This is a genomic window from Isoptericola croceus, assembly GCF_029382255.1.
GTDB classification, from domain to species: domain Bacteria; phylum Actinomycetota; class Actinomycetes; order Actinomycetales; family Cellulomonadaceae; genus Isoptericola; species Isoptericola croceus.
Window position 1 is genome coordinate 153,731 of the sequence record NZ_JARLLG010000003.1, and the last position, 18,121, is coordinate 171,851.

Genomic DNA, 18,121 nt, shown 5'->3' on the forward strand with positions numbered 1-18,121 from the left:
TCGCGGCCCGGTGCACCTGACCGGCACGATCACAGGCTGGAGTAGGCGACCACACCACGCAGCACCGCGTCCTGAGCCTTGCGTGCCGAGGCGCGCAGCGCAGGCCTCGGTGCTGCGGAGGCGAGCTGGTCGAGGACGTCGACGACCTGCTTGCACCAGCGCACGAAGTCCCCCGCGGCGACGTCGGTGCCGCGCAGCACCGCGTCCAGGCTCTTGCCCGACGCCCAGCGGTGCACGGCGCCCGCCAGGCCCGTGTCCAGCGGGCCGGTGGCCTCCAGGTGGTGGGTGGCCTCGAGCGAGGTGATCCGGGACCACACCTGGGCGGTGGCGTCCAGCGCGGTGGCGAGGCGGCCCTGGGGGCCGCCCGGCAGGTACGGCTCGCCGGCCTCGTCGCGGCGGCCGGAGTAGACCACCGCCGAGACGGCCGCGGCGAGCTCGGCGGGGTGCAGGGTGTCCCAGGTGCCCTGGCGCAGGCACTCGGCCAGCAGCAGGTCGTCCTCGGCGTACAGTCGGCGCAGCCAGCGTCCGGAGTCGGTCACCTGCAGGGCGCCGGAGTCGTCAATGCCCAGGTAGCCGAGCTCGCGCAGCACGACGCAGGTGCGGTCGAACGTGCGGGCGATGGATCCGGTGCGCCCCTCGATGCGGCGCACGAGCGTGGCGTGCTCGCGGCGCAGCTTGTCGGCGCGCTGTGCCCAGCGAGCGTGATCCTCCCGTTCGGGGCAGGAGTGGCACGGGTGCTCACGCAGCTCGGTGCGCAGCCGCTGCACGCGCGCGTCGGAGGCCGCGTCGCCGCGTCGCCCGGGCCGCGCGCCTCCCGGTGCGCGCCCGCTGGCACCGTCGTCGGAGAAGGCACCCAGGGCGTTGCGCAGGGAGGAGGCCAGGTCGCGGCGCGACTCCGGGCGGCGCGGGTTGAACCCCGAGGGGATCTTGACCCTGCTCACGGTCCGCACCCCGCCCGGCACGTCGGCCAGCGTGAGCTTCTTGACCTGCTTCTCCTGGGTCAGGACCGTCGGGCGCGGGCCGTCGAAGCCGCCCTCGCCGAGGCCTGGGTCCAGCACCACGACGTAGCCTCGACGGCGGCCCGAGGGGACCTCGACGACGTCGCCACGGCGCAGCTTCTCCAGGGAGGCCACGGCATCGGCGCGCCGCGCGCCCTGCTCGGCTCGCGACAGCTCCTTCTCCCGGTCGCTCAGCGCCCGGCGCAGCGACATGTACTGCGCGAAGTCGCCGCGCTCGCAGGTCATCGCCTGCTCGTAGCCCTCCAGGGCCTCCGCGTGCGACTGCGCCTGCTTGGCCAGGCCAACCACGCCGCGGTCGGCCTGGAACTGGGCGAAGCTCGTCTCCAGCACCTCGCGCGCGCGCTCCGCGCCGACCTGGCCGACCAGGTTGACCGCCATGTTGTAGGTGGGGCGAAAGCTCGACCGCAGGGGGTAGAGGCGACGCGAGGCCAGCCCGGCCAGCGCCACCGGGTCGAGGCCCAGGTGGTCGACCACGACGGCGTGCCCCTCGACGTCGATGCCGCGCCGGCCGGCACGGCCGGTGAGCTGGGTGTACTCCCCCGGCGTGACCGGCTGGTGGGCCGTGCCGTCCCACTTGACGAGCTTCTCCAGCACGACCGAGCGTGCGGGCATGTTGATGCCCAGCGCGAGGGTCTCGGTGGCGAAGACCACCTTGACCAGCCCGCGGGCGAACAGCTCCTCGACCGTCTCCTTGAACACCGGCAGCAGCCCGGCGTGGTGCGCCGCGATGCCTCGGCACAACGCGTGCTGCCACGACCAGAACCCGAGCACCTCCAGGTCCTCGGGCGGGATCGTGACCGTGCGCTCGTCGATGACGCGACGGATCTCGGCCTCCTCCTCCGCGTCGGTCAGGCGCAGGCCGGCGCCGAGGCACTGCTCGACCGCACCCTCGCACCCTGCCCGGGAGAAGATGAAGTAGATCGCCGGCAGCAGGGCGTCGGCGTCGAGGGCCTCCACGACACCGAAGCGCCGCGGCGTGTGGCGTTGCGGCACAGCGCCGTCCTTGCCGCCCCCGGGACGCGCTCCCCCGCGCCCGCGGTAGCCCCGGTCACCGCGCCCGCGACCCCCGCGACGCGGCCCGCCGTCGGACCGTCCGTGGGTACGGAACAGCCGCGCCAGGTCGGGGTCGATCGGCGGGTTGGTCCCCGGGTCGGTGGGGTCGACGTGCCCGGCGTACAGGTCGAACAGGCGCGGCACGCCGCGCGGCTCCGTCGGGGCGGTGATGACGTGCTGCCACAGCGGGACGGGCCGGCGCTCGCTGACGACGACGGCGGTGTCGCCGCGCACGGTGGCCAGCCAGTCGCCGAACTCCTCGGCGTTGGACACGGTCGCCGACAGCGAGACGAGCTGGACGTGGTCGGGCAGGTGGATGATCACCTCTTCCCAGACCGGTCCTCGGAACCGGTCGGCGAGATAGTGCACCTCGTCCATGACGACGTAGGCCAGGCCGTCGAGCGCGGTCGATCCCGCGTAGAGCATGTTGCGCAGCACCTCGGTGGTCATGACGACCACGGGGGCGTCCGCGTTGATCGAGGTGTCCCCGGTCAGCAGGCCGACGTTCTGCGCGCCGTGCCGTCGGGCCAGGTCACCGAACTTCTGGTTGCTCAGCGCCTTGATGGGCGTGGTGTAGAACGCCTTGGCCCCCGAGGCCAGTGCCAGGTGCACGGCGAACTCTCCCACCACGGTCTTGCCGGCGCCGGTCGGGGCGGCGACCAGCACGCCACGGCCCTCCTCGAGGGCGGCACACGCGTCGGCCTGGAACGGGTCCAGCTCGAAGTCGAGCAGGGTGCGGAAACGGCCCAGCTCTCCGGTCGCGTCGGCCTTGTCGCGGGCGGAACGGGCCCGGGCGGCGGCGTACCGCTCGGCGGGGCTGAGGTCGGCCGTCATGGTCGCCAGCCTACGGCGCGTCGGGCACCGTTCTCGCGCAGCGGTGGGGCGTCAGCGCGGCGTTGCGGCCAGGACGCGCAACGCGCCGGCGGCGGCGCGGGCCGTAACGGGCAGCGGGCCGAGGCGTTCGCCGTCGCCGTGGGCCTCGGGCAGCGCGGAGGTACCCGCCGGCAGGTCTGGCAGGCGGTCCGACGCCGGGGCGATCGTGACGGCGCGGGCCCGCAGCACGTGCACGTCGCGGCGTCGGACGTGCCGACCGGTGAACATCAGGGGGAAGATCGTGGCGGCACCGGCCCGGGTGAGCACCGGTGCGACGAGCACGTCAAGCAGGCCGTCGTCGACCACCGCGTGCGGCGTGACACGGATGCCGCCGCCGATGCGGTCGGTGTTGGCGGCGGTGACCATGGCGGCCCGGCCGGTCCACGTGCGGCCGGACGAGCCGTCGCCGGCGAGGGCGAGCGGCAGGCCGCCGTCGTCGGTGACACCCTCGAAGTGCAGCGTGTACGCCCAGGCGCGGAAGGCGACGATCTCGGCCAGGGCGGCCACGGTGTACCGGACGGAGCCGCGGGGCCGGCTCATGGCGTTGGCGCGGGCGTTGACGGCCGCGTCGAGTCCCCCGGACACGGCGCCGGCCACCCACTGGTCGGGGCGGCCCGGGGAGGAGACGCGGATGGCGTCGACCCGGCGAACGCCGCCGGCGGCGAGGGCTGTGAGCAGCGCGGTGCAGGCGGAGTCGGGGTCGCGCACGGGCAGGCCGAGGCAGGTCGCGAAGTCGTTCCCGGATCCGACGGCCACGACCCCGAGCGCCGTACCGGTCGCGGCGACCGCCTGGACCCCGAGATGGATCATGCCGTCGCCTCCGACGACGACGAGGGCGTCCACCTCGCCGCGGGCCACCGCGGTGCGGGCGCGGTGAGTGGCCTCGTCCAGGTTGGCGCCGGACAGGTCGCGTACGTCGTGGCCGCAGGCGCGCAACCGCTGCAGGACCTGGCGCCCGGCACGCTCGCCACGTCCAGCACCGGCGGTGGGGTTGATCGCGACGCCCAGGCGGCGCCTGCCGCCGGGCTCGGAGGTGGTCACCCGGTCGGTGCGACGCGACGCCGGTCGGCACGGCGGTCGTGCAGGAAGCAGATGCCGGTGGCGATGAAGTACAGGGCGCAGATGGGGCCGGCGATCGCGAACATGCTCAGCACGTCCATGGTCGGGGTGACGATCGCGGAGAACACGAACGAGATGAGGATCGCCCAGCGCCAGCCGGCGAGCCATGTGCGGGCACGCACGGTGCCCATGAGGTTGAGCACCACCATGAACACCGGGACGAGGAACGCGATGCCGCAGGCCAGGATGAGGCGCATGACGAAGCTCAGGTAGAGCTGGGCTCCGACGAGGTTGGAGCTGCCCTCGGGGACGAAGTCGTTGAGGACCTCGACCACGTACGGCAGGACGTACCAGGCCAGTCCTGCCCCCGCGAGGAACATCGGGACAGCAGCCACGAGGAACCCGTAGACGTAGCGACGTTCGGTGCGGGTCAGGCCCGGGTTGATGAACGCGAAGACCTGGTAGAGCCACCACGGGCTGGAGACCAGGACACCGAGGAACAGCGAGACCTTGACCTGCATGTCGATCGCGGTCGCCACACCGTCGAAGTTCAGGCCGATCAGTGCGCCGCGGCGTTCGGACGCCTCGGTCAGGGGTTGGACGAGCGCGGCCAGCAGCGGGCTGTACAGGATCCAGCCCAGCACTGCGCCGGCGAACAGGCCGAGCGCGATGCGCACGACGCGCTTGCGCACCTCGATGAGGTGGTCGCGCAGCGGCATGCGCCCCTCGGGGTCCCGGGGGGATCCAGGCATGCGTGGCCTCTCAGAGGTTCTTGGGGTCGCCCGCGGCCGGAGCCTGGTCGGTCGTGCCGGCGGGGGTCGACGCAGAGGCCGTGGCCGGTCCGGTCGTGCCGGGGCTCGTGGGGGCTGCCGTCCCGGTGGCGCCCTCGGCCGGCTCGTCGTCGTCACGCAGCTCCTTGACCTCCTTCTTGAAGATCTTCAAGGAGGACCCGATGCTCTTGGCGACGTCCGGAAGGCGCTTGGAGCCGAACAGCAGCACGATGAGCAGGATGAGCGCGATGATGACGGCGGGGTTACGGAACATGCTCACGGACTTCAGCTCCCAAGGCTCTCGGTGCGCGCCACGTCCCGGCGCGTCTCCAGTTTAGGCACACGCGGCGGTGCTGCGGAACGCCCGCGGGACTGGCGCCGCTCCAGCCAGCTGCTCGTGCGCCACACCTGCCACGTGGCCGCCTGCCGGCCGCGACGATCGTCGCGGCGGCCGCGTCGCACCTCCCGGCGTCGCTGCACGCGCGCATGCAGCTCCGCTGGCGGGTCGAACATCGTCGGTGAGGTGTCGGCGCGGGCCGCCTCAGCCTGCGCGACAGCGTCGGAGACGCGCTGCGAGGCCGCGCCGAACGTCTGGCCCGCCTCACCGGCCTCACGCATCAGCCGCAACCCGGCGCTCACCACACCCCAGACGATCCAGCCCAGGAACACCAGGGCGCACAGCACGAGCACCGTCCACACCCCACCCCACATGGGCTCAGCCTAGCCCTGGGACGTCGGCGTAGGCGGCGAGCGCGTCGCGGGCGGCACCGGCCACGTCCGCGGCCACGTCCGGTGGTCCGACGGCGAGCACGTCGGGGGCGTTGGTGAGCAGCAGTCGGCGCAGCCAGGCAGGGTTCGTCACCCGCAGCCGTACCTCGAACGAGCCGTCGGGCAGGTCGGTGACCGACTCGACCGGCACCTCCTCGGCCACCCAGCGGGCGGCCGACGCCAGCCGCAGCACCGCCACCCGGGCGGACTGCCCGGCGTCGGCCGCCACCTGGGCGAAGATGTCGACGTCACCGTCCAGGTCGTGGGCACGGACCGGGTCGGGCGTGAGGGTGGCGTCCAGCACCCGGTCCACCCGGAACGTGCGCCGCCCCTCCGCGCGGTAGCACCAGCCCACCAGGTAGGTCGCGTCGTCCTGGGTGACCAGACGTACCGGGTCGACGTCGCGCTCGCTGGTGACGTCCGCCGCGTCCACGTACCGCAGCCGCACCCTTCGCCCCGCCGACACGGCCTGCGTCAAGGTGCCGAGCACCCGCGCGTCGCCCTGGCCACCGAGACGCACGTCCACCGCGTTGGCCGCCTCGCCCGTGGCCGCGGTCAGCTTGTCCAGGGCCGAGGCGACGACCGCCGCCCGCTCTGCGTCGGCCTGGACGGCCGGGGTGGTGTGCATCGCCCGCAGCGCCGCCACCAGCGCCACCGCTTCCCGGGTGCCCAGCCGCAACGGGCGGGTCAGCCCCCTGCTCTGGGTCAGCGAGACGACGCCCTCCTCCAGGGAGTAGGCGTCGAAGTCGATCAGGTCGTCCGGCATGTAGCCCGGCGTGCCGGAGACCCACAGCGCGTCGATGTCCTGACGGATGCGCTCCGCCGTCACCCTGAACTGCCGGGCGAGCTCGTCGACGCCCACGGGCCCGGCACCGTCCAGGTAGGCCACGATCCCCAGCAGCCGCACCAGCCGGTCGTCCGCCCGCTCAGCCATCACGGCCCGCCGTCCCGTGCGCGCCACCGTCGAGCGCGGCCGCCGCCGTCAGCCGGCGGCGCACCTCGGCGCGCAGCTCGTCCGGTGCCAGGACCAGCACTGCCACGCCGTACCCGGCGACCTCGTCCGCCTGAGCCGTCAGCGACCGGAACGGCACCGTCACGACATCACGTCCCTGCGGCGCTCGCGGTACCGGGCCGTCCGTCTGGACGGCGCGCGCCCGCAGCGCCGGCGCCCGTTCGGGCACGACGGCGAGGACCGCCGTGCGCTCGGACCCGACGCCCGCCCCCAGGGCAGCGTCGACGTCGACACGGTCGGGGATGGTGAAGGCCCCGGCCTCGGCCCCCACCCGGACCCGTCCGTCGATGCGCGAGAGCCGAAAGACCCGGGTGGCGTCCCGGTCACGGTCGTGACCCACCACGTACCAGCCGCCACCGCGGGCCGCGATCCGCCACGGCTCGACCGTGCGGGTGCGCACCTGGCCGGTGTTCGCCGCCCGGTAGCGGAACGTGGCCACGCGGCGTTCCGAGACGGCCTCCAGCAGCGGTCCGTAGGCGTCCCCCGCGGCCCGCAGGCGCGGGGTCAGCCCCGCGACCGCGTCCCCGGCGGCGTCCGCGGCGCCGGCGGCCGCCAGCTTCGTCATGGCACGCGACATGTCCGTGCGCAACGTCTTGTCCGACCACAGCTGGGCCGCCAGCGCGACCACGCCGAGCTCTGCCGGGGTCAGGTCCACCGGCGGCAGGGCGTACGCCTCGTTGTCGATCCGGTAGCCGACGTCCTCGCTGTGCCCCGAGCCCTCGACGGTCACGATGGGCACGCCGAGCGCACGCAGCGTGTCCTTGTCGCGCTCGAACATCCGCTCGAACGCCTCCGTGGACGGAGCCCCGTCATATCCGTGCACGCCGGAACGCACCTGCTGCTTCGTCATCGCCGCCGAGGTGTTCACCAGGGCGATGACGAGGTTCAGCAGACGCTCGTCCGGTCGGGTCGGCGGGCCGCCCGCCGCGTCGTCACCTGCCATCGGCCACCACGGTAGCCCCAGGTACGCTTCCCCGGGTGACGACAGGGCCGAACCACCGACGAACTCCCGCCGACCACGTGACCTGGCGCACCGGCACCGTGACCGCCCGCGGCCGCACCTGGCCCGGTGCCAGCGAGCTCACGGTCCGCCTCGGCGAACCGCTGCCCGCCCCCGACGGCGGTACCGGCGTCACCGAGGTCCGCGCCCTCGCGTACACGTCGCTGGTGGGCGAACCCGACCTCGGCGACCGGCTCGCGCTGAACGTCTCCGCGCTGGCCCGTGGTCTCGGGACCGGCGGGTACGCCCTCGTCGTCGCCCCGGCCGACCCCCGCGCCGTGCCGCCCGACCCGGCCCCCGGACCCGGGCACCTTGTCAAGGCCCGGTACACGCCGCTGCAGGCGATGGTGCTCGGTGTCGACGAGCAGGAGTCGGATCACCACGCCGTGCTGCGCGACGCCGACGACCTGGACGCGATGCCCGTCGTCGTCGCCGACCTGCACTCGGCGGTCCCGGCCATCGTCGCCGGCGCCCGCCACGCCGCGGCGCTCGCCGGAGACGCACCACCACGGGTCGTCTACCTCATGACCGACGGCGGCGCGCTGCCCGCCGCGTTCTCGCGCACCGCCGCCACGCTGCGCGAGACCGGCTGGCTCGCGGCGACGATCACCGTCGGTCAGGCGTTCGGCGGGGACTACGAGGCCGTCAGCGTGCACAGCGGCCTGCTCGCCGCCCGCCACGTCGCCGGCGCCGACCTCGTCGTGGCCGCCCAGGGCCCCGGCAACCTCGGCACCGGCACCCGGTGGGGCTTCTCCGGCGTGACCGCCGGCGAGGTCGTCAACGCCGCCGCCACCCTCGCCGGCAGCCCTGTCGCCTCACTGCGGGTCTCCGGGGCCGACGCGCGCGACCGGCACCTCGGCGTCTCGCACCACTCGCTGACCGCCTACGGGCGTGTCGCGCTCGCCCGCGCCGACGTCGTCGTCCCCCACCCCGACACCGCGCTGCAGGACCGGCCCGCCTGGGGCGCCGCTCTGACGCGGCGCCTCCACGACCAGGCCGCGACCCTCGCCGAACGGCACCGGCTCGTCGACGTGCCCGCCACCACCGAGATCCTCGACGTGCTGCGGCGCTGCCCCGTGCGCCTGTCCACCATGGGCCGCGCCCTCGACGCCGACCCCGCGGCGTTCGTCACCGCGGCCGTCGCCGGCCAGCACGCCCGAGACCTCCTGGCATGACACCACGCGAGCTGCGCACCCACCCCGCCGTCCTGCTCACCCTCACCAGCCTCGTGGTGCTCGGCGCCGCCACCACCACCCCCTGGCACCTGACCCTGCCCGCCCCGCTCCTCGAGATCGCGCTGGGCCGACCACCCGAACCGGCCGAGACCCCGTCACCGCCCCCCGCACCCGCCTCAGAACCCGCGCCGCGCGAGACCGACGACACGCTCCTGACGATCCTGCTCCTGCTGGCGCTCGTGGCCGCCCTCCTCCTGCTGTGGACAGCCGGTCGCAAGGTCCTCGCCGCCCTGCGGGACACGCACGCCGACCCGCCCGAACCCGACACCCTCGACACCGGCGCCGAGCTCACCACGGCCGCCGCCCCCACCGTCCCCCTGCCCGAGCTCGCCGACGCCGTCACCCGCGCCCTCGCGCACCTCGACGGCGCCGCCAGCCCCGGGGACGCCGTCGTCGCCGCCTGGGTGGCCCTCGAGGACGCGGCCGCCGAGCACGGCACCACGCGCCACCCCGCCCAGACCCCGACCGAGTTCACCCAGGACGTCCTGGACGCCACCCCGGCCCCACCTGCCCACGTCGCCACCCTGCGCGCCCTTTACCAGCGCGCTCGGTTCACCACCCACCCCACCGGCGACGACGACGTCGCCACCGCCCGCGACGCACTGACCCGCATCGCCGCCAGCCTCGACGTCAGCAGGTCCAGGCCATGACGCGCCACCTGCCCACTGTCGTCGCGCTCCTGGCCGCCGTCCTGCTCGCCACCACCGGCACCCTCGACCCCGTCCACGCACTCCTCCTGCCCGGAGGCGCCCTCACCGCCTGGCACACCTGGCAGGCCCTCGACCGCGGGGCCGAGTCGCCCTGGCCCGACCCACCCACCGAACGACGCCACGGCGCACGCCACGACGTCACCGACCTCGGGTGGGCAGCCCTCACCCGGGACGGACGCGTCTCCGCCCGTGTCACCCGTCGCGTCTCCGCCATCGCCGGCCACCGACTCGCACACCACGGCATCGACCTCGCCGACCCCCGCCACCGGGACGCCGCCGCGGCCCTCCTCGGCCCCGACGTCGTCGACCAGATCCGCTCCCGCCGACCACCCATCCCCCGCACCCTGCACCACTGGCTCGACGCCCTCGAACGCATCCCGCCCGACGCCCCGCGACCCGGAAGGCCACCCGCATGAACCACCCCGCCACCCCGCTGCCCGTCGACACCGTCGCCGAGCACGGACGCGCCATCCTCGACGAGATCGGCACCGCCGTCGTCGGCATGCGCGACTCGCTCGAGCTGGCGCTCGCGGCCGTGCTGGCCGGCGGGCACGTGCTGTTCGAGGACGTCCCCGGGCTCGGCAAGACCCTGGCCGCGCGCTCCTTGGCCACCGCGCTCGGGCTCGACTTCGCGCGCCTGCAGTGCACGCCCGACCTGCTGCCCAGCGACATCACCGGTTCGAGCGTGTTCGACCCGGCCACCCGCGAGTTCGTCTTCCGTCCCGGACCGGTGTTCACCGGCCTGTTCCTCGCGGACGAGATCAACCGCACCGCGCCGAAGACGCAGTCGGCGCTCCTGGAGGCGATGGCGGAACGGCAGGTGTCCGCCGAGGGTACGACGCGGCAGCTCCCCCGACCGTTCCACGTCGTCGCGACGTCCAACCCCGTCGAGTACGAGGGCACCTACCCGCTGCCCGAGGCGCAGCTCGACCGTTTCATGGTGCGGCTCGCCATGGGGTACCCGGACCGTGACCAGGAGCGCGACGTGCTGCTGCGCCGCGTCGCCCGGCGCCAGGAGGCGGCACCGGTACGCCGCGTCGTGGACGCGGAGACGGTCCTGGCGATGCAGGCCGGCGTGGAGGCCACCCAGGTCGACCCCGACGTGGCGGGCTACTGCGTCGACCTGGCCACCGCGACCCGTGGCCACTCCGCCCTGGAGGTCGGTGCGTCTCCTCGTGGGTCCCAGAACCTGCTCCTGATGGGGCGTGCGGTGGCCGTGCTCGACGGTCGCGACCATCTGCTGCCGGAGGACGTCAAGCGGGTCGCGGTCCCTGTCCTCGCCCACCGCCTGACCCTCACGCCGACCGCATGGGCGGCGGCGCTGCGTCCCGAGGACGTCGTGGGCGAGCTGCTCGCGTCGGTGCCCGGTCCGGCCACCGTGGGATCCGGTCGGTGACCTTCACCACGAGCGAGAGGTCGGCGGCCCGCGAGCGGGGCCTGCGAGGTCCTGACGAACCCGTGTGGCGTCGGACGCCCCACGGGACCGCCGGCGTCGTCGTCGCCGTGGTGCTGCTGACCGTCGGTCTGCTGGCGGGGCGACCCGACGTCGCCCTCGTCGGTGTGCCGGTGCTGCTCGGTGCGGCCTGGAGCGGACGTCCGGGCGCCGTGGCGGAGCAGGCGCCCACCCGGGCGACCCGGCACACCGTGGTGATGCCGGACGAGCCCGCGCGTCCGGGCGAGCTGACGGCGATGCTCGAGATCGACGCTCCTGCGGGCACGGACGTCCTGCACGCACGGGTCGCGGCACCGGGCCACCGGCCGACGGAGGTCTTCCTCGCACCGACCGCCGGCATGGTCGGGCTGGCGATGGCGACGGTGCGTACCGGGCCGCAGCCCACGTTCGTCGTAGACCTGCGCGGCTTCGGTGCCGGTGGCGCGACGGCGGAGGACGTCGGACGATCGGCAGCCCCGGACCGGCTCGTGCTGCCTGCCACGATGCCGCTCGGGCGGGTGCCGCTCCCTGCGCGCCTGCGTGGGCTGACCGGCCCGCACACGTCGCGGCGGCTCGGCGACGGCGACGAGCTGCGCGACGTGCACCTGTTCACGCCGGGCGACCGGCTGCGTCGGATCGACTGGCGCACGACGGCGCGGCGCTCCCCCGATCTGGACGACCTGTACGTCCGCCGGACGTACGCGACGGCGGAGGCCACGACGGTCCTGGTGATCGACTCCCGGGACGAGGTCGGACCGGACCTGCGGACGTGGCGCGGCGACGGCCCGCAGCGGGTCGACGAACCGACCTCGTTGGACCTGGCCCGGCACGCCGCGGCCTCGGTGGCGCGAGCCGTCGTCGGTTCCGGCGACCGGGTCGGTCTCGAGGACCTCGGCCGCCGGCGTCGCCCGCTGCCGCCGGCGGCGGGGCAGCGACAGCTGCGCCGTGTGCTGCACGGACTGGCGACGAGCAGCCCGCTCGGCACCCCGGCCCGGCGCCTGCGCCCGCCCCGGCTGCCGGCGGACGCGATCGTGTACCTGTTCACGACAGCCCTCGACGACGAGTCGTTGCGCATGGTGCGCACGTGGCACGACCACGGCCACCGGGTGGTCGTCGTGGACACGCTGCCCGTGGTGCACCCGGTCCACGAGGTCCACCTGCGCCTGGCGTGGCGCGTGACCCGCATGGAGCGCGACGACCGGCTCCGGCAGATGGCGGCCGAGGGGGTGCCCGTCGTTCCCTGGGCCGGCGCTGCTCGCTCTGAGGCGTCGGCCCGCTTCGAGGCGCTCGTGAAGGCTGCGGAACGTCACCGCAGCGCCGGGCCGCGGTCGGAGTCGGCGCGAGGAGAGGCACGATGAGTCTCGCAGCAGAGATCGCCGAGCTGCGCCGGCGGCGGGCGGCACGCCCGCTGCCCGCCGTACGCATCGAGCACGGTCGAGCCGTGCCGGGCTGGACCTTCCGGATCGGCGCCACGTTCGCCGTGGCGGGGCTCCTCGCGGGAGCCGGGTCGCGCTCCGGTCTCGTCGACGGCGTCGTGGTGGCGGTCACGATCGGCCTCACGGTATGGGCGGCCGTGAGGCCCGGGCGGACGACGGGCCACCTCGCGGTGCTGGTGGCCGGGCTCTTCCTGCTGGGCTCGCCGGCCGCCCCCTTCGACCCTGCCGCGCTCTGGCTCGCCCCGCTGGCGTACCTGGCGGTGCGCCTGGGCTGGTGGGCCGAGCGTGCCGGCCGCCGCTCGCGGGTCGAGACGGCTGCCCTGTGGCGCAGCGGTCGACGTGACGTCGCCGTCGTCGGCGCGACGGTCGCGATCGGCGGTCTGGCGTCGGTCGCGACCGGGACCCCCGTCGCAGGCCTGGTGCTGCTCGGCGGTGCTGCGTTGCTCGCGCTCGCCTGGTGGCTCCTGCCACGATGACCCGGTGACCGACATCGAGATCCGCCCGTACCGCCCGTCCGACCGGGCGGCCCTTGCCGAGGTCTGCGCCCGGACGGCCGCCGGTGGCGGCGACGCCCGGGGCGTCTACTCCGACGACTCGCTCATGCCCGAGGTCTACGCGCTGCCGTACGTCGAGTACTCCCCCGACCTGGCCTTCGTGGTCGTCGAGCACGGTACGGACGGCGGAGGGCCGCTGGCCGTCGACGACGGAGACCTGCTCGGCTACATCATCGCGGTGGCCGACACGGCGCAGTTCGCCGCGTGGTGGGAGCGCGAGTGGACGCCGGGCTTCGTCGCGCGGCATCCCACGGCGGGCCCGGCCACCCCCGCTCGACCGGCGTACTCCGAGGACGCCTTGCTGCGCGACGGCCGCGACCCGCAGCGCATGGTCCGTGGCCTGCGGAACGGGGAGCTCGAGACCCATCCGGCGCACCTGCACATCGACCTGGTGCCGGAGGCTCAGGGACGCGGCCTGGGGCGTCGGCTGATCGACACGGTGCGTGCCACGCTCGCCGCCCGAGGCGTGCCCGGGATGCACCTGGGCTACGACCCGGCGAACACCGGAGCCCGCGCGTTCTACGACAGGCTGGGCTTCGTCGAGCTGCCCTCGCACTCCCCTTCCAACCCGCTCCTCGGGATCGCGACGGGCTGACCCCGCCCTTCTGGGCTGGGTTTTGATCGTCAGGTGCGGTCGGCGCTGTTCTAGGTGCTTGGCACACTATTTTCCGGAGGAAGTGCGTTGCCGGGATCGATCAGCCCGGCATCCGTCCAGGCCCGACGGACCTGCTCGAACCGCGTCGGGAGGGGCGGCCGCAGCGCTCCGTGGCGCGCGTTCGTGCGATGGACGAACCTCCGCCACGAGAGCACCAGCCCCTGCCGCGTGATGGGCAGCCCGCTGGAGACCGTCGTGCCGTTGTCGTGCGTGTGGTGGACCGTCAGGAGCAGCGCGCGCGGCACGGAGCCCTCCAGCTCGGCCGCCAGCTCGGTGCGCACCACCATCCAGTGCCGCAGCACCACCACGACCTCGGGCGGCACACGGTGCCGACGCGGCGTCCGGTGCTTGCCGTGGCGCACGAGCACATGCCCCTCCCCCGCGGCCCGCGCCCCGCCGACGCGGCCGCGCCCCGCGCCGTCCGCGCCGAGGTCGAGGTCCTCCGCGCGGACGCGCAGCAGATCACCGTAGCGGGCACCGGTGGCACGGGTGAGGCCGGCGATGACCGCGAGCCGGACGATCTCCGGCTTGCCGTCAGGGCGCAGCGCCTCCACCGAGAGCTGGCGCCAGACCCACTCGGCCTCGTCGAGGGAGACGGTCGGACGCGGGTAGCGGGTGCTTGCGGGTGCGGGTGGGGTCTCTTCGGTCTCGGACACAGGACCCATGGTGGCGCTTGGCACACTATTCCGAGGGACGCTCCCTCGGTGTGTCCGCCACTCTCGTAGGATCGGCGGATGCCGCCGTCCCTGCCGCGCACGTTGTCGCAGCCCGTCGACCACGAGCTCGTGGTCAAGAGATCGCGGTTCCTCGCTCACGTCGCCCCGGCGTGCGACCCCACCGAGGCAGAGGGAGTGGTCGCCCGGCTGCGCAAGCAGCACTGGGACGCACGGCACCACTGCGTCGCCGTCGTGCTGGGCGTCCACGCGGACAGCCAGCGCTCCAGCGACGACGGCGAGCCCTCCGGCACGGCGGGCACCCCGATGCTCGAGGTGCTCCGGCACCGGCGGATGACCGACGTCGTCGCCGTCGTCACCCGCTACTTCGGGGGTGTGCTGCTCGGCGCGGGCGGACTGGTCCGGGCCTACTCCGGCGCCGTGGCAGCGGCGCTGGACGAGGCCGACCGGCAGAGCCTCCTCCTCGCCCGCCGTGCACTCGTCGAGGTGACCGTCGACGCCCCGCACGCCGAGGCGGGCCGGCTCGAGCACCTGCTGCGCGACTGGGCGGGGACACGCGGGGCCGTGGTCGGCGAGACCACCTACGTCGAGTGCGCGCGGTTGACGCTGCTCGTGCCGCCCGACGAGGTCGCCGGGCTGCACGACGACGTCGCGGCAGCCACGGCGGGGCGGCTCAGCCCCGCCGTGGGCACCGAACGGATCGTCGACGTCCCCGCGTGACGGTCAGACGATCCCGTCGGCGGTGATGGTGGCCCCGTCGGGGACCGTCCCCGCTCCCCCGGCCGGCTCAGGGAGCGACGCGTCGCCCTCCGCCCGCACGTCGCTGCCGAAGGTCCAGTCCCCCGCGACCGAGAGCCCGGCCGCCTCACGCAAGGACGGGGGGCCCGCCGGGAAGCGCGCGTCGAAGGCACCGATCGTCTTGTAGGTCTTCGACAGCTGCACCAGCGGCGCCTCGACCTGCGCGACCAGCCGATAGTCCGCGGTGAGCTCGTAGACGTCGGACCGCAGCAGCAGCAGGTCGTTGGTGGTCTTCACCGGCAGGAAGCGCTCGCGCCCGACCTCGATCGCCGTCGCGCCCTCGAACACCGCGACCGCAGCGCCCATGGCCGACTCGATCTGGATCACGTCGGGCGAGGTCGGGTCCGACGGGTCGACCGTCTTGGCGTTGCGGATGAGGGGCAGCTCGAGCACACCACCGGTCCGGTCCAGCTCGGCGGCCAGCGCCTCCAGGTCGAACCAGAGGTTGTTCGTGTGGAAGTAGCGGTGCCGCTCCGGGTCGAGCGAGACGTCCATGTCGTCGGGGTGGGTCTGGGCCGTCTCGCGCTGGATGATGCGCCCGTCGGACCGGCGGACCACGAGCTGACCACCCTTGACGTCCGCCGGCGTCTTCAGGCACATCTCGGCGGCGTAGGGCGCGCCGGACCCTGCGAACCAGGCGGCGATCTCACCGTCGGGTGCCGCGCCGAGGTTGTCGGAGTTGGAGACGCAGGCGTACCGGAACCCGGCGTCGAGGAGCGCGCGGACCACCCCGCCGGCGTGCAGCGCCGGGTAGAGGTCGCCGTGACCCGGCGGGCACCACTCCATCGACGGGTCCGCGGGCCACTCGACCGGCTCGAGCGTGTCGGCGCGCAGCTTGGGCTCTCTGTTCTGCAGGAAGTCCAGCGGCAGGCCGTCCACGACGAGGTCGTCGTACCCCGAGAGGGCCGCGAGAGTGTCCTCCTGCGTGCGGAACGAGTTCATCAGCACCAACGGGAGCCGGGCGCCGGTCGCCCGCCGTGCTGCCCGCACCTGGCCGACGATGACGTCGAGGAAGCTCAGGGGCTCACCGTCGGCCGACCGGCGGACCTCGAGCAGCGACTTCGCCCGGTCCATGCCCATCGAGGTGCCGAGGCCGCCGTTGAGCTTGATGATGGCGGTCTTCGCGAGAGCCTCGGAGGACTGCGCCTCGTCGACCTCCAGGTCGGCGTGCCGCGTCAGGTCCGTCAGGGGCGCGACGTCGTCCTCCCGCACGTAGCCGCTCACGCCGTCCTCCAGCAGCCGGTAGAAGCGGCTGAACACGTCGACGGCGGCGGGAGCGACTCCCGCGGCCTGCATCTTGTCTCGGGCCAGGTCGAGTCCGCGATCGCTCATGGCGAGCACCCTAGCCGGAGCGGGCGACCGCTCGGTGAACGGTCCACGGACGAGCGCCGCGACCGGCCGGCCGGGCTACTCGAAGGGCGCCGGGTCTCCCGCTCCGACGCGGACCACCTCGGGGTACCCGGCCGACCAGTCCACGACCGTCGTCGGCTCCGCCACGACGTCGCCGGAGTCGACGATCAGGTCCACCGTGCGGTCGAGCGACTCGGAGACCTCCCAGGCCTGCGTCAACGGCTCGGCCTGCTCCGGCAGGATGAGCGTGGAGCTGAGCAGCGGTTCACCCAGCTCGCGCAGCAGCGCCTGGACCACGCGCGAGTCGGGGATGCGCACGCCTACCGTCTTCTTCTTGGGGTGGGCGAGCCGTCGCGGGACCTCGGACGTCGCGGGGAGGATGAAGGTGTAGGGCCCCGGGGTCGCTGCCTTGATGGCCCGGAAGGCCGCGTTGTCGAGGCGCACGAGCTGCCCGAGCTGCCCGAAGTCGCAGCACACGAGCGTGAAGTGGTGCTTGGCGTCGAGGCGTCGGATCTGACGGATCCGCTCGGTGCCGTCGTGCTGCCCGATCCGGCAGCCGAGGGCGTAGCCGGAGTCGGTCGGGTAGGCGATCAGCGCCCCCTCCTCCAGCGCGGCCACGACCTGGCCCACCAGGCGCGGCTGGGGGTCGACGGGATGGATGTCCACGAGACGAGCCATCCGGCCAGGCTACGCCGCGACCCGGCTCGGCCGCAGGTCAGAGCCCGGCGCTCATCACGACCCGGTGCTCATCAGGGCGCGGCGCAGCTCGGCCTCGCTCGCGTTGCCGCCGGAGCAGACGACGCCGACCCTCGCCCCGGCGAACAGCGCGGGGTGGGAGAGCACGGCCGCCAGGGCAGCGGCACCCGCGCCCTCGGCCACGGTCCGTGCGGCGGCGAGGTAGACGCGCTGCGCCCGGCTGATCTCGTCGTCGTCCACGAGGAGGAAGTCGGCCAGGTGGGCGCGCAGCACTGCCTGCGTGAGGGCGAAACCACGCCCGACGGCGAGCCCTTCGGCCCGCGTGCCGTTGGGGCGGGAGAGCAGCTCCGCCGCCCGCCACGAGTCGTGCGCCGCCGGCGAGGCCGCGGACTGCACGCCGACCACGCGGACGTGGGGGGCCAGCGCCGCCGCCACGAGGCAGGCGGCCGCGGCTCCGGACCCGCCACCGACCGGCACCACCAGGACGTCGAGATCGGGCGCCTGCTGCAACAGCTCGAGCGCCACGGTGCCCACCCCGGCGACCAGGTCCGGTTCGTCGGCCGCGCTGACCAGACGCGCGCCCCGCGCGCCGGCCATGTCCAGTGCGAGCTCGCTCGCGTCCTCGAGCCGCTCGCCGTGCAGGACGACCTCGGCTCCGAGCGCGCGCACCGCCTGCTCCTTGACGGCGTTCGGCGCGGCCGGCATGACGATCGTGCACGGCGCGCCCACCTGGCGGGCGGCGTCGGCGAGCGCCTGCGCGTGGTTGCCGGTCGAGTACCCCACGATCCCGCGTCGACGGGCATCGTCCGGCATCTGCAGCAGGAGGTTCAGCGCTCCGCGGACCTTGAAGGCACCGGTGCGCTGCAGGTTCTCGTGCTTGACGGTCACCCGCGTCCCGGTGGCGCCGGCGTCGTGCACGGCGCGGTCGATCGCGTCGTAGCAGGACGCGGGAGTGCGCACGGCATGCGGGGCGATCCGCTGCTGCGCGGCCAGCACGTGGGCGATGCTCGGAGGCGTCAGGTCCATG

19 protein-coding genes are annotated in these 18,121 nt (G+C 74.4%); 8 read left to right on the plus strand and 11 right to left on the minus strand.

Annotated elements, in window-relative coordinates; genetic code table 11:
• Nucleotides 1-29: 29 nt before the first annotated feature.
• The 7 genes from PZC42_RS09340 to PZC42_RS09370 are packed head-to-tail and all read right to left on the minus strand — an operon-like array spanning nucleotide 30 to nucleotide 7,497.
• Nucleotides 30-2,906: a DEAD/DEAH box helicase gene (locus PZC42_RS09340; protein ID WP_277210336.1), complete on the minus strand. Its 2,877-nt coding sequence runs from the start codon at nucleotides 2,904-2,906 to the stop codon at nucleotides 30-32.
• A gap of 51 nt (nucleotides 2,907-2,957) precedes the next feature.
• Nucleotides 2,958-3,986, minus strand: coding sequence for a diacylglycerol/lipid kinase family protein (locus PZC42_RS09345; protein WP_277210338.1), 1,029 nt, complete (start codon nucleotides 3,984-3,986; stop codon nucleotides 2,958-2,960).
• Nucleotides 3,983-4,756 carry a twin-arginine translocase subunit TatC gene (gene tatC / locus PZC42_RS09350; RefSeq protein ID WP_306574418.1) on the minus strand — a complete coding sequence of 258 codons (774 nt, stop codon included), beginning with the start codon at nucleotides 4,754-4,756 and terminating at the stop codon, nucleotides 3,983-3,985. Before tatC ends, PZC42_RS09345 begins: the two co-directional genes overlap by 4 nt.
• Before the next feature lie 10 nt (nucleotides 4,757-4,766).
• Nucleotides 4,767-5,048 carry a twin-arginine translocase TatA/TatE family subunit gene (locus tag PZC42_RS09355; protein ID WP_277210760.1) on the minus strand — a complete coding sequence of 94 codons (282 nt, stop codon included), beginning with the start codon at nucleotides 5,046-5,048 and terminating at the stop codon, nucleotides 4,767-4,769.
• Nucleotides 5,049-5,059: 11 nt separating this feature from the next.
• The gene (locus PZC42_RS09360) at nucleotides 5,060-5,485 is read right to left on the minus strand and encodes a hypothetical protein (RefSeq protein WP_277210340.1); all 426 of its coding nucleotides are present in this window, start codon (nucleotides 5,483-5,485) and stop codon (nucleotides 5,060-5,062) included.
• A gap of 4 nt (nucleotides 5,486-5,489) precedes the next feature.
• Nucleotides 5,490-6,476 (minus strand): helix-turn-helix transcriptional regulator, encoded by a 987-nt coding sequence (locus PZC42_RS09365; RefSeq protein ID WP_277210342.1) that lies wholly within the window; start codon nucleotides 6,474-6,476, stop codon nucleotides 5,490-5,492.
• Entirely contained in the window at nucleotides 6,469-7,497 is a 1,029-nt protein-coding gene (locus PZC42_RS09370) for a helix-turn-helix transcriptional regulator (RefSeq protein ID WP_277210344.1), read from the minus strand. The genes PZC42_RS09365 and PZC42_RS09370 overlap by 8 nt, the downstream gene beginning before the upstream one ends.
• A gap of 35 nt (nucleotides 7,498-7,532) precedes the next feature.
• On the opposite strand from PZC42_RS09370, the gene PZC42_RS09375 reads away from it, so the two are divergent.
• Genes PZC42_RS09375 through PZC42_RS09405 form a run of 7 tightly spaced genes read left to right on the plus strand, consistent with a single transcriptional unit; the run spans nucleotide 7,533 to nucleotide 13,516 of the window.
• Entirely contained in the window at nucleotides 7,533-8,729 is a 1,197-nt protein-coding gene (locus PZC42_RS09375; protein ID WP_277210346.1) for a DUF3866 family protein, read from the plus strand.
• Nucleotides 8,726-9,439 carry a DUF4129 domain-containing protein gene (locus PZC42_RS09380; protein ID WP_277210348.1) on the plus strand — a complete coding sequence of 238 codons (714 nt, stop codon included), beginning with the start codon at nucleotides 8,726-8,728 and terminating at the stop codon, nucleotides 9,437-9,439. The genes PZC42_RS09375 and PZC42_RS09380 overlap by 4 nt, the downstream gene beginning before the upstream one ends.
• Nucleotides 9,436-9,915: a hypothetical protein gene (locus PZC42_RS09385; protein ID WP_277210350.1), complete on the plus strand. Its 480-nt coding sequence runs from the start codon at nucleotides 9,436-9,438 to the stop codon at nucleotides 9,913-9,915. The genes PZC42_RS09380 and PZC42_RS09385 overlap by 4 nt, the downstream gene beginning before the upstream one ends.
• Nucleotides 9,912-10,895, plus strand: coding sequence for an AAA family ATPase (locus PZC42_RS09390; protein ID WP_277210352.1), 984 nt, complete (start codon nucleotides 9,912-9,914; stop codon nucleotides 10,893-10,895). The genes PZC42_RS09385 and PZC42_RS09390 overlap by 4 nt, the downstream gene beginning before the upstream one ends.
• Nucleotides 10,892-12,289: a DUF58 domain-containing protein gene (locus PZC42_RS09395; protein WP_277210353.1), complete on the plus strand. Its 1,398-nt coding sequence runs from the start codon at nucleotides 10,892-10,894 to the stop codon at nucleotides 12,287-12,289. Before PZC42_RS09390 ends, PZC42_RS09395 begins: the two co-directional genes overlap by 4 nt.
• Entirely contained in the window at nucleotides 12,286-12,843 is a 558-nt protein-coding gene (locus PZC42_RS09400) for a hypothetical protein (protein WP_277210355.1), read from the plus strand. The genes PZC42_RS09395 and PZC42_RS09400 overlap by 4 nt, the downstream gene beginning before the upstream one ends.
• A gap of 4 nt (nucleotides 12,844-12,847) precedes the next feature.
• The gene (locus PZC42_RS09405; RefSeq protein ID WP_277210357.1) at nucleotides 12,848-13,516 is read left to right on the plus strand and encodes a GNAT family N-acetyltransferase; all 669 of its coding nucleotides are present in this window, start codon (nucleotides 12,848-12,850) and stop codon (nucleotides 13,514-13,516) included.
• A gap of 50 nt (nucleotides 13,517-13,566) precedes the next feature.
• On the opposite strand, the gene PZC42_RS09410 is transcribed toward PZC42_RS09405, so the two are convergent.
• On the minus strand, nucleotides 13,567-14,232 hold the full coding sequence (locus tag PZC42_RS09410; RefSeq protein ID WP_277210359.1) for a site-specific integrase: 666 nt from the start codon (nucleotides 14,230-14,232) through the stop codon (nucleotides 13,567-13,569).
• Between the two features lie 78 nt (nucleotides 14,233-14,310).
• Between PZC42_RS09410 and PZC42_RS09415 the strand changes: the two genes are divergently transcribed.
• The gene (locus PZC42_RS09415; protein ID WP_277210361.1) at nucleotides 14,311-14,970 is read left to right on the plus strand and encodes an IMPACT family protein; all 660 of its coding nucleotides are present in this window, start codon (nucleotides 14,311-14,313) and stop codon (nucleotides 14,968-14,970) included.
• Nucleotides 14,971-14,973: 3 nt separating this feature from the next.
• Here the strand turns inward: PZC42_RS09415 and PZC42_RS09420 are convergent, their stop codons facing one another.
• The 3 genes from PZC42_RS09420 to PZC42_RS09430 form a co-directional block, all read right to left on the minus strand.
• A complete protein-coding gene (locus PZC42_RS09420) occupies nucleotides 14,974-16,380 on the minus strand; it encodes a UTP--glucose-1-phosphate uridylyltransferase (RefSeq protein ID WP_277210363.1) in 1,407 nt (468 codons plus the stop codon).
• Between the two features lie 75 nt (nucleotides 16,381-16,455).
• Nucleotides 16,456-17,076 (minus strand): L-threonylcarbamoyladenylate synthase, encoded by a 621-nt coding sequence (locus tag PZC42_RS09425; RefSeq protein ID WP_277210364.1) that lies wholly within the window; start codon nucleotides 17,074-17,076, stop codon nucleotides 16,456-16,458.
• Nucleotides 17,077-17,130: 54 nt separating this feature from the next.
• Entirely contained in the window at nucleotides 17,131-18,120 is a 990-nt protein-coding gene (locus PZC42_RS09430; protein WP_277210366.1) for a threonine ammonia-lyase, read from the minus strand.
• Nucleotide 18,121: the final 1 nt, after the last annotated feature.

What these genes read in the sequence shown, in the direction of transcription:
- PZC42_RS09340 (WP_277210336.1), bottom strand. Translation starts at nt 2,906, where the DNA reads ATGACGGCCGACCTCAGCCCCGCCGAGCGGTACGCCGCCGCCCGGGCC.
- PZC42_RS09365 (WP_277210342.1), bottom strand. Translation starts at nt 6,476, where the DNA reads ATGGCTGAGCGGGCGGACGACCGGCTGGTGCGGCTGCTGGGGATCGTG.
- PZC42_RS09420 (WP_277210363.1), bottom strand. Translation starts at nt 16,380, where the DNA reads ATGAGCGATCGCGGACTCGACCTGGCCCGAGACAAGATGCAGGCCGCG.
- PZC42_RS09385 (WP_277210350.1), top strand. Translation starts at nt 9,436, where the DNA reads ATGACGCGCCACCTGCCCACTGTCGTCGCGCTCCTGGCCGCCGTCCTG.
- PZC42_RS09430 (WP_277210366.1), bottom strand. Translation starts at nt 18,120, where the DNA reads ATGGACCTGACGCCTCCGAGCATCGCCCACGTGCTGGCCGCGCAGCAG.
- PZC42_RS09380 (WP_277210348.1), top strand. Translation starts at nt 8,726, where the DNA reads ATGACACCACGCGAGCTGCGCACCCACCCCGCCGTCCTGCTCACCCTC.
- PZC42_RS09390 (WP_277210352.1), top strand. Translation starts at nt 9,912, where the DNA reads ATGAACCACCCCGCCACCCCGCTGCCCGTCGACACCGTCGCCGAGCAC.
- PZC42_RS09415 (WP_277210361.1), top strand. Translation starts at nt 14,311, where the DNA reads ATGCCGCCGTCCCTGCCGCGCACGTTGTCGCAGCCCGTCGACCACGAG.
- PZC42_RS09400 (WP_277210355.1), top strand. Translation starts at nt 12,286, where the DNA reads ATGAGTCTCGCAGCAGAGATCGCCGAGCTGCGCCGGCGGCGGGCGGCA.
- PZC42_RS09425 (WP_277210364.1), bottom strand. Translation starts at nt 17,076, where the DNA reads ATGGCTCGTCTCGTGGACATCCATCCCGTCGACCCCCAGCCGCGCCTG.
- PZC42_RS09355 (WP_277210760.1), bottom strand. Translation starts at nt 5,048, where the DNA reads ATGTTCCGTAACCCCGCCGTCATCATCGCGCTCATCCTGCTCATCGTG.
- PZC42_RS09360 (WP_277210340.1), bottom strand. Translation starts at nt 5,485, where the DNA reads ATGTGGGGTGGGGTGTGGACGGTGCTCGTGCTGTGCGCCCTGGTGTTC.
- PZC42_RS09370 (WP_277210344.1), bottom strand. Translation starts at nt 7,497, where the DNA reads ATGGCAGGTGACGACGCGGCGGGCGGCCCGCCGACCCGACCGGACGAG.
- tatC (WP_306574418.1), bottom strand. Translation starts at nt 4,756, where the DNA reads ATGCCTGGATCCCCCCGGGACCCCGAGGGGCGCATGCCGCTGCGCGAC.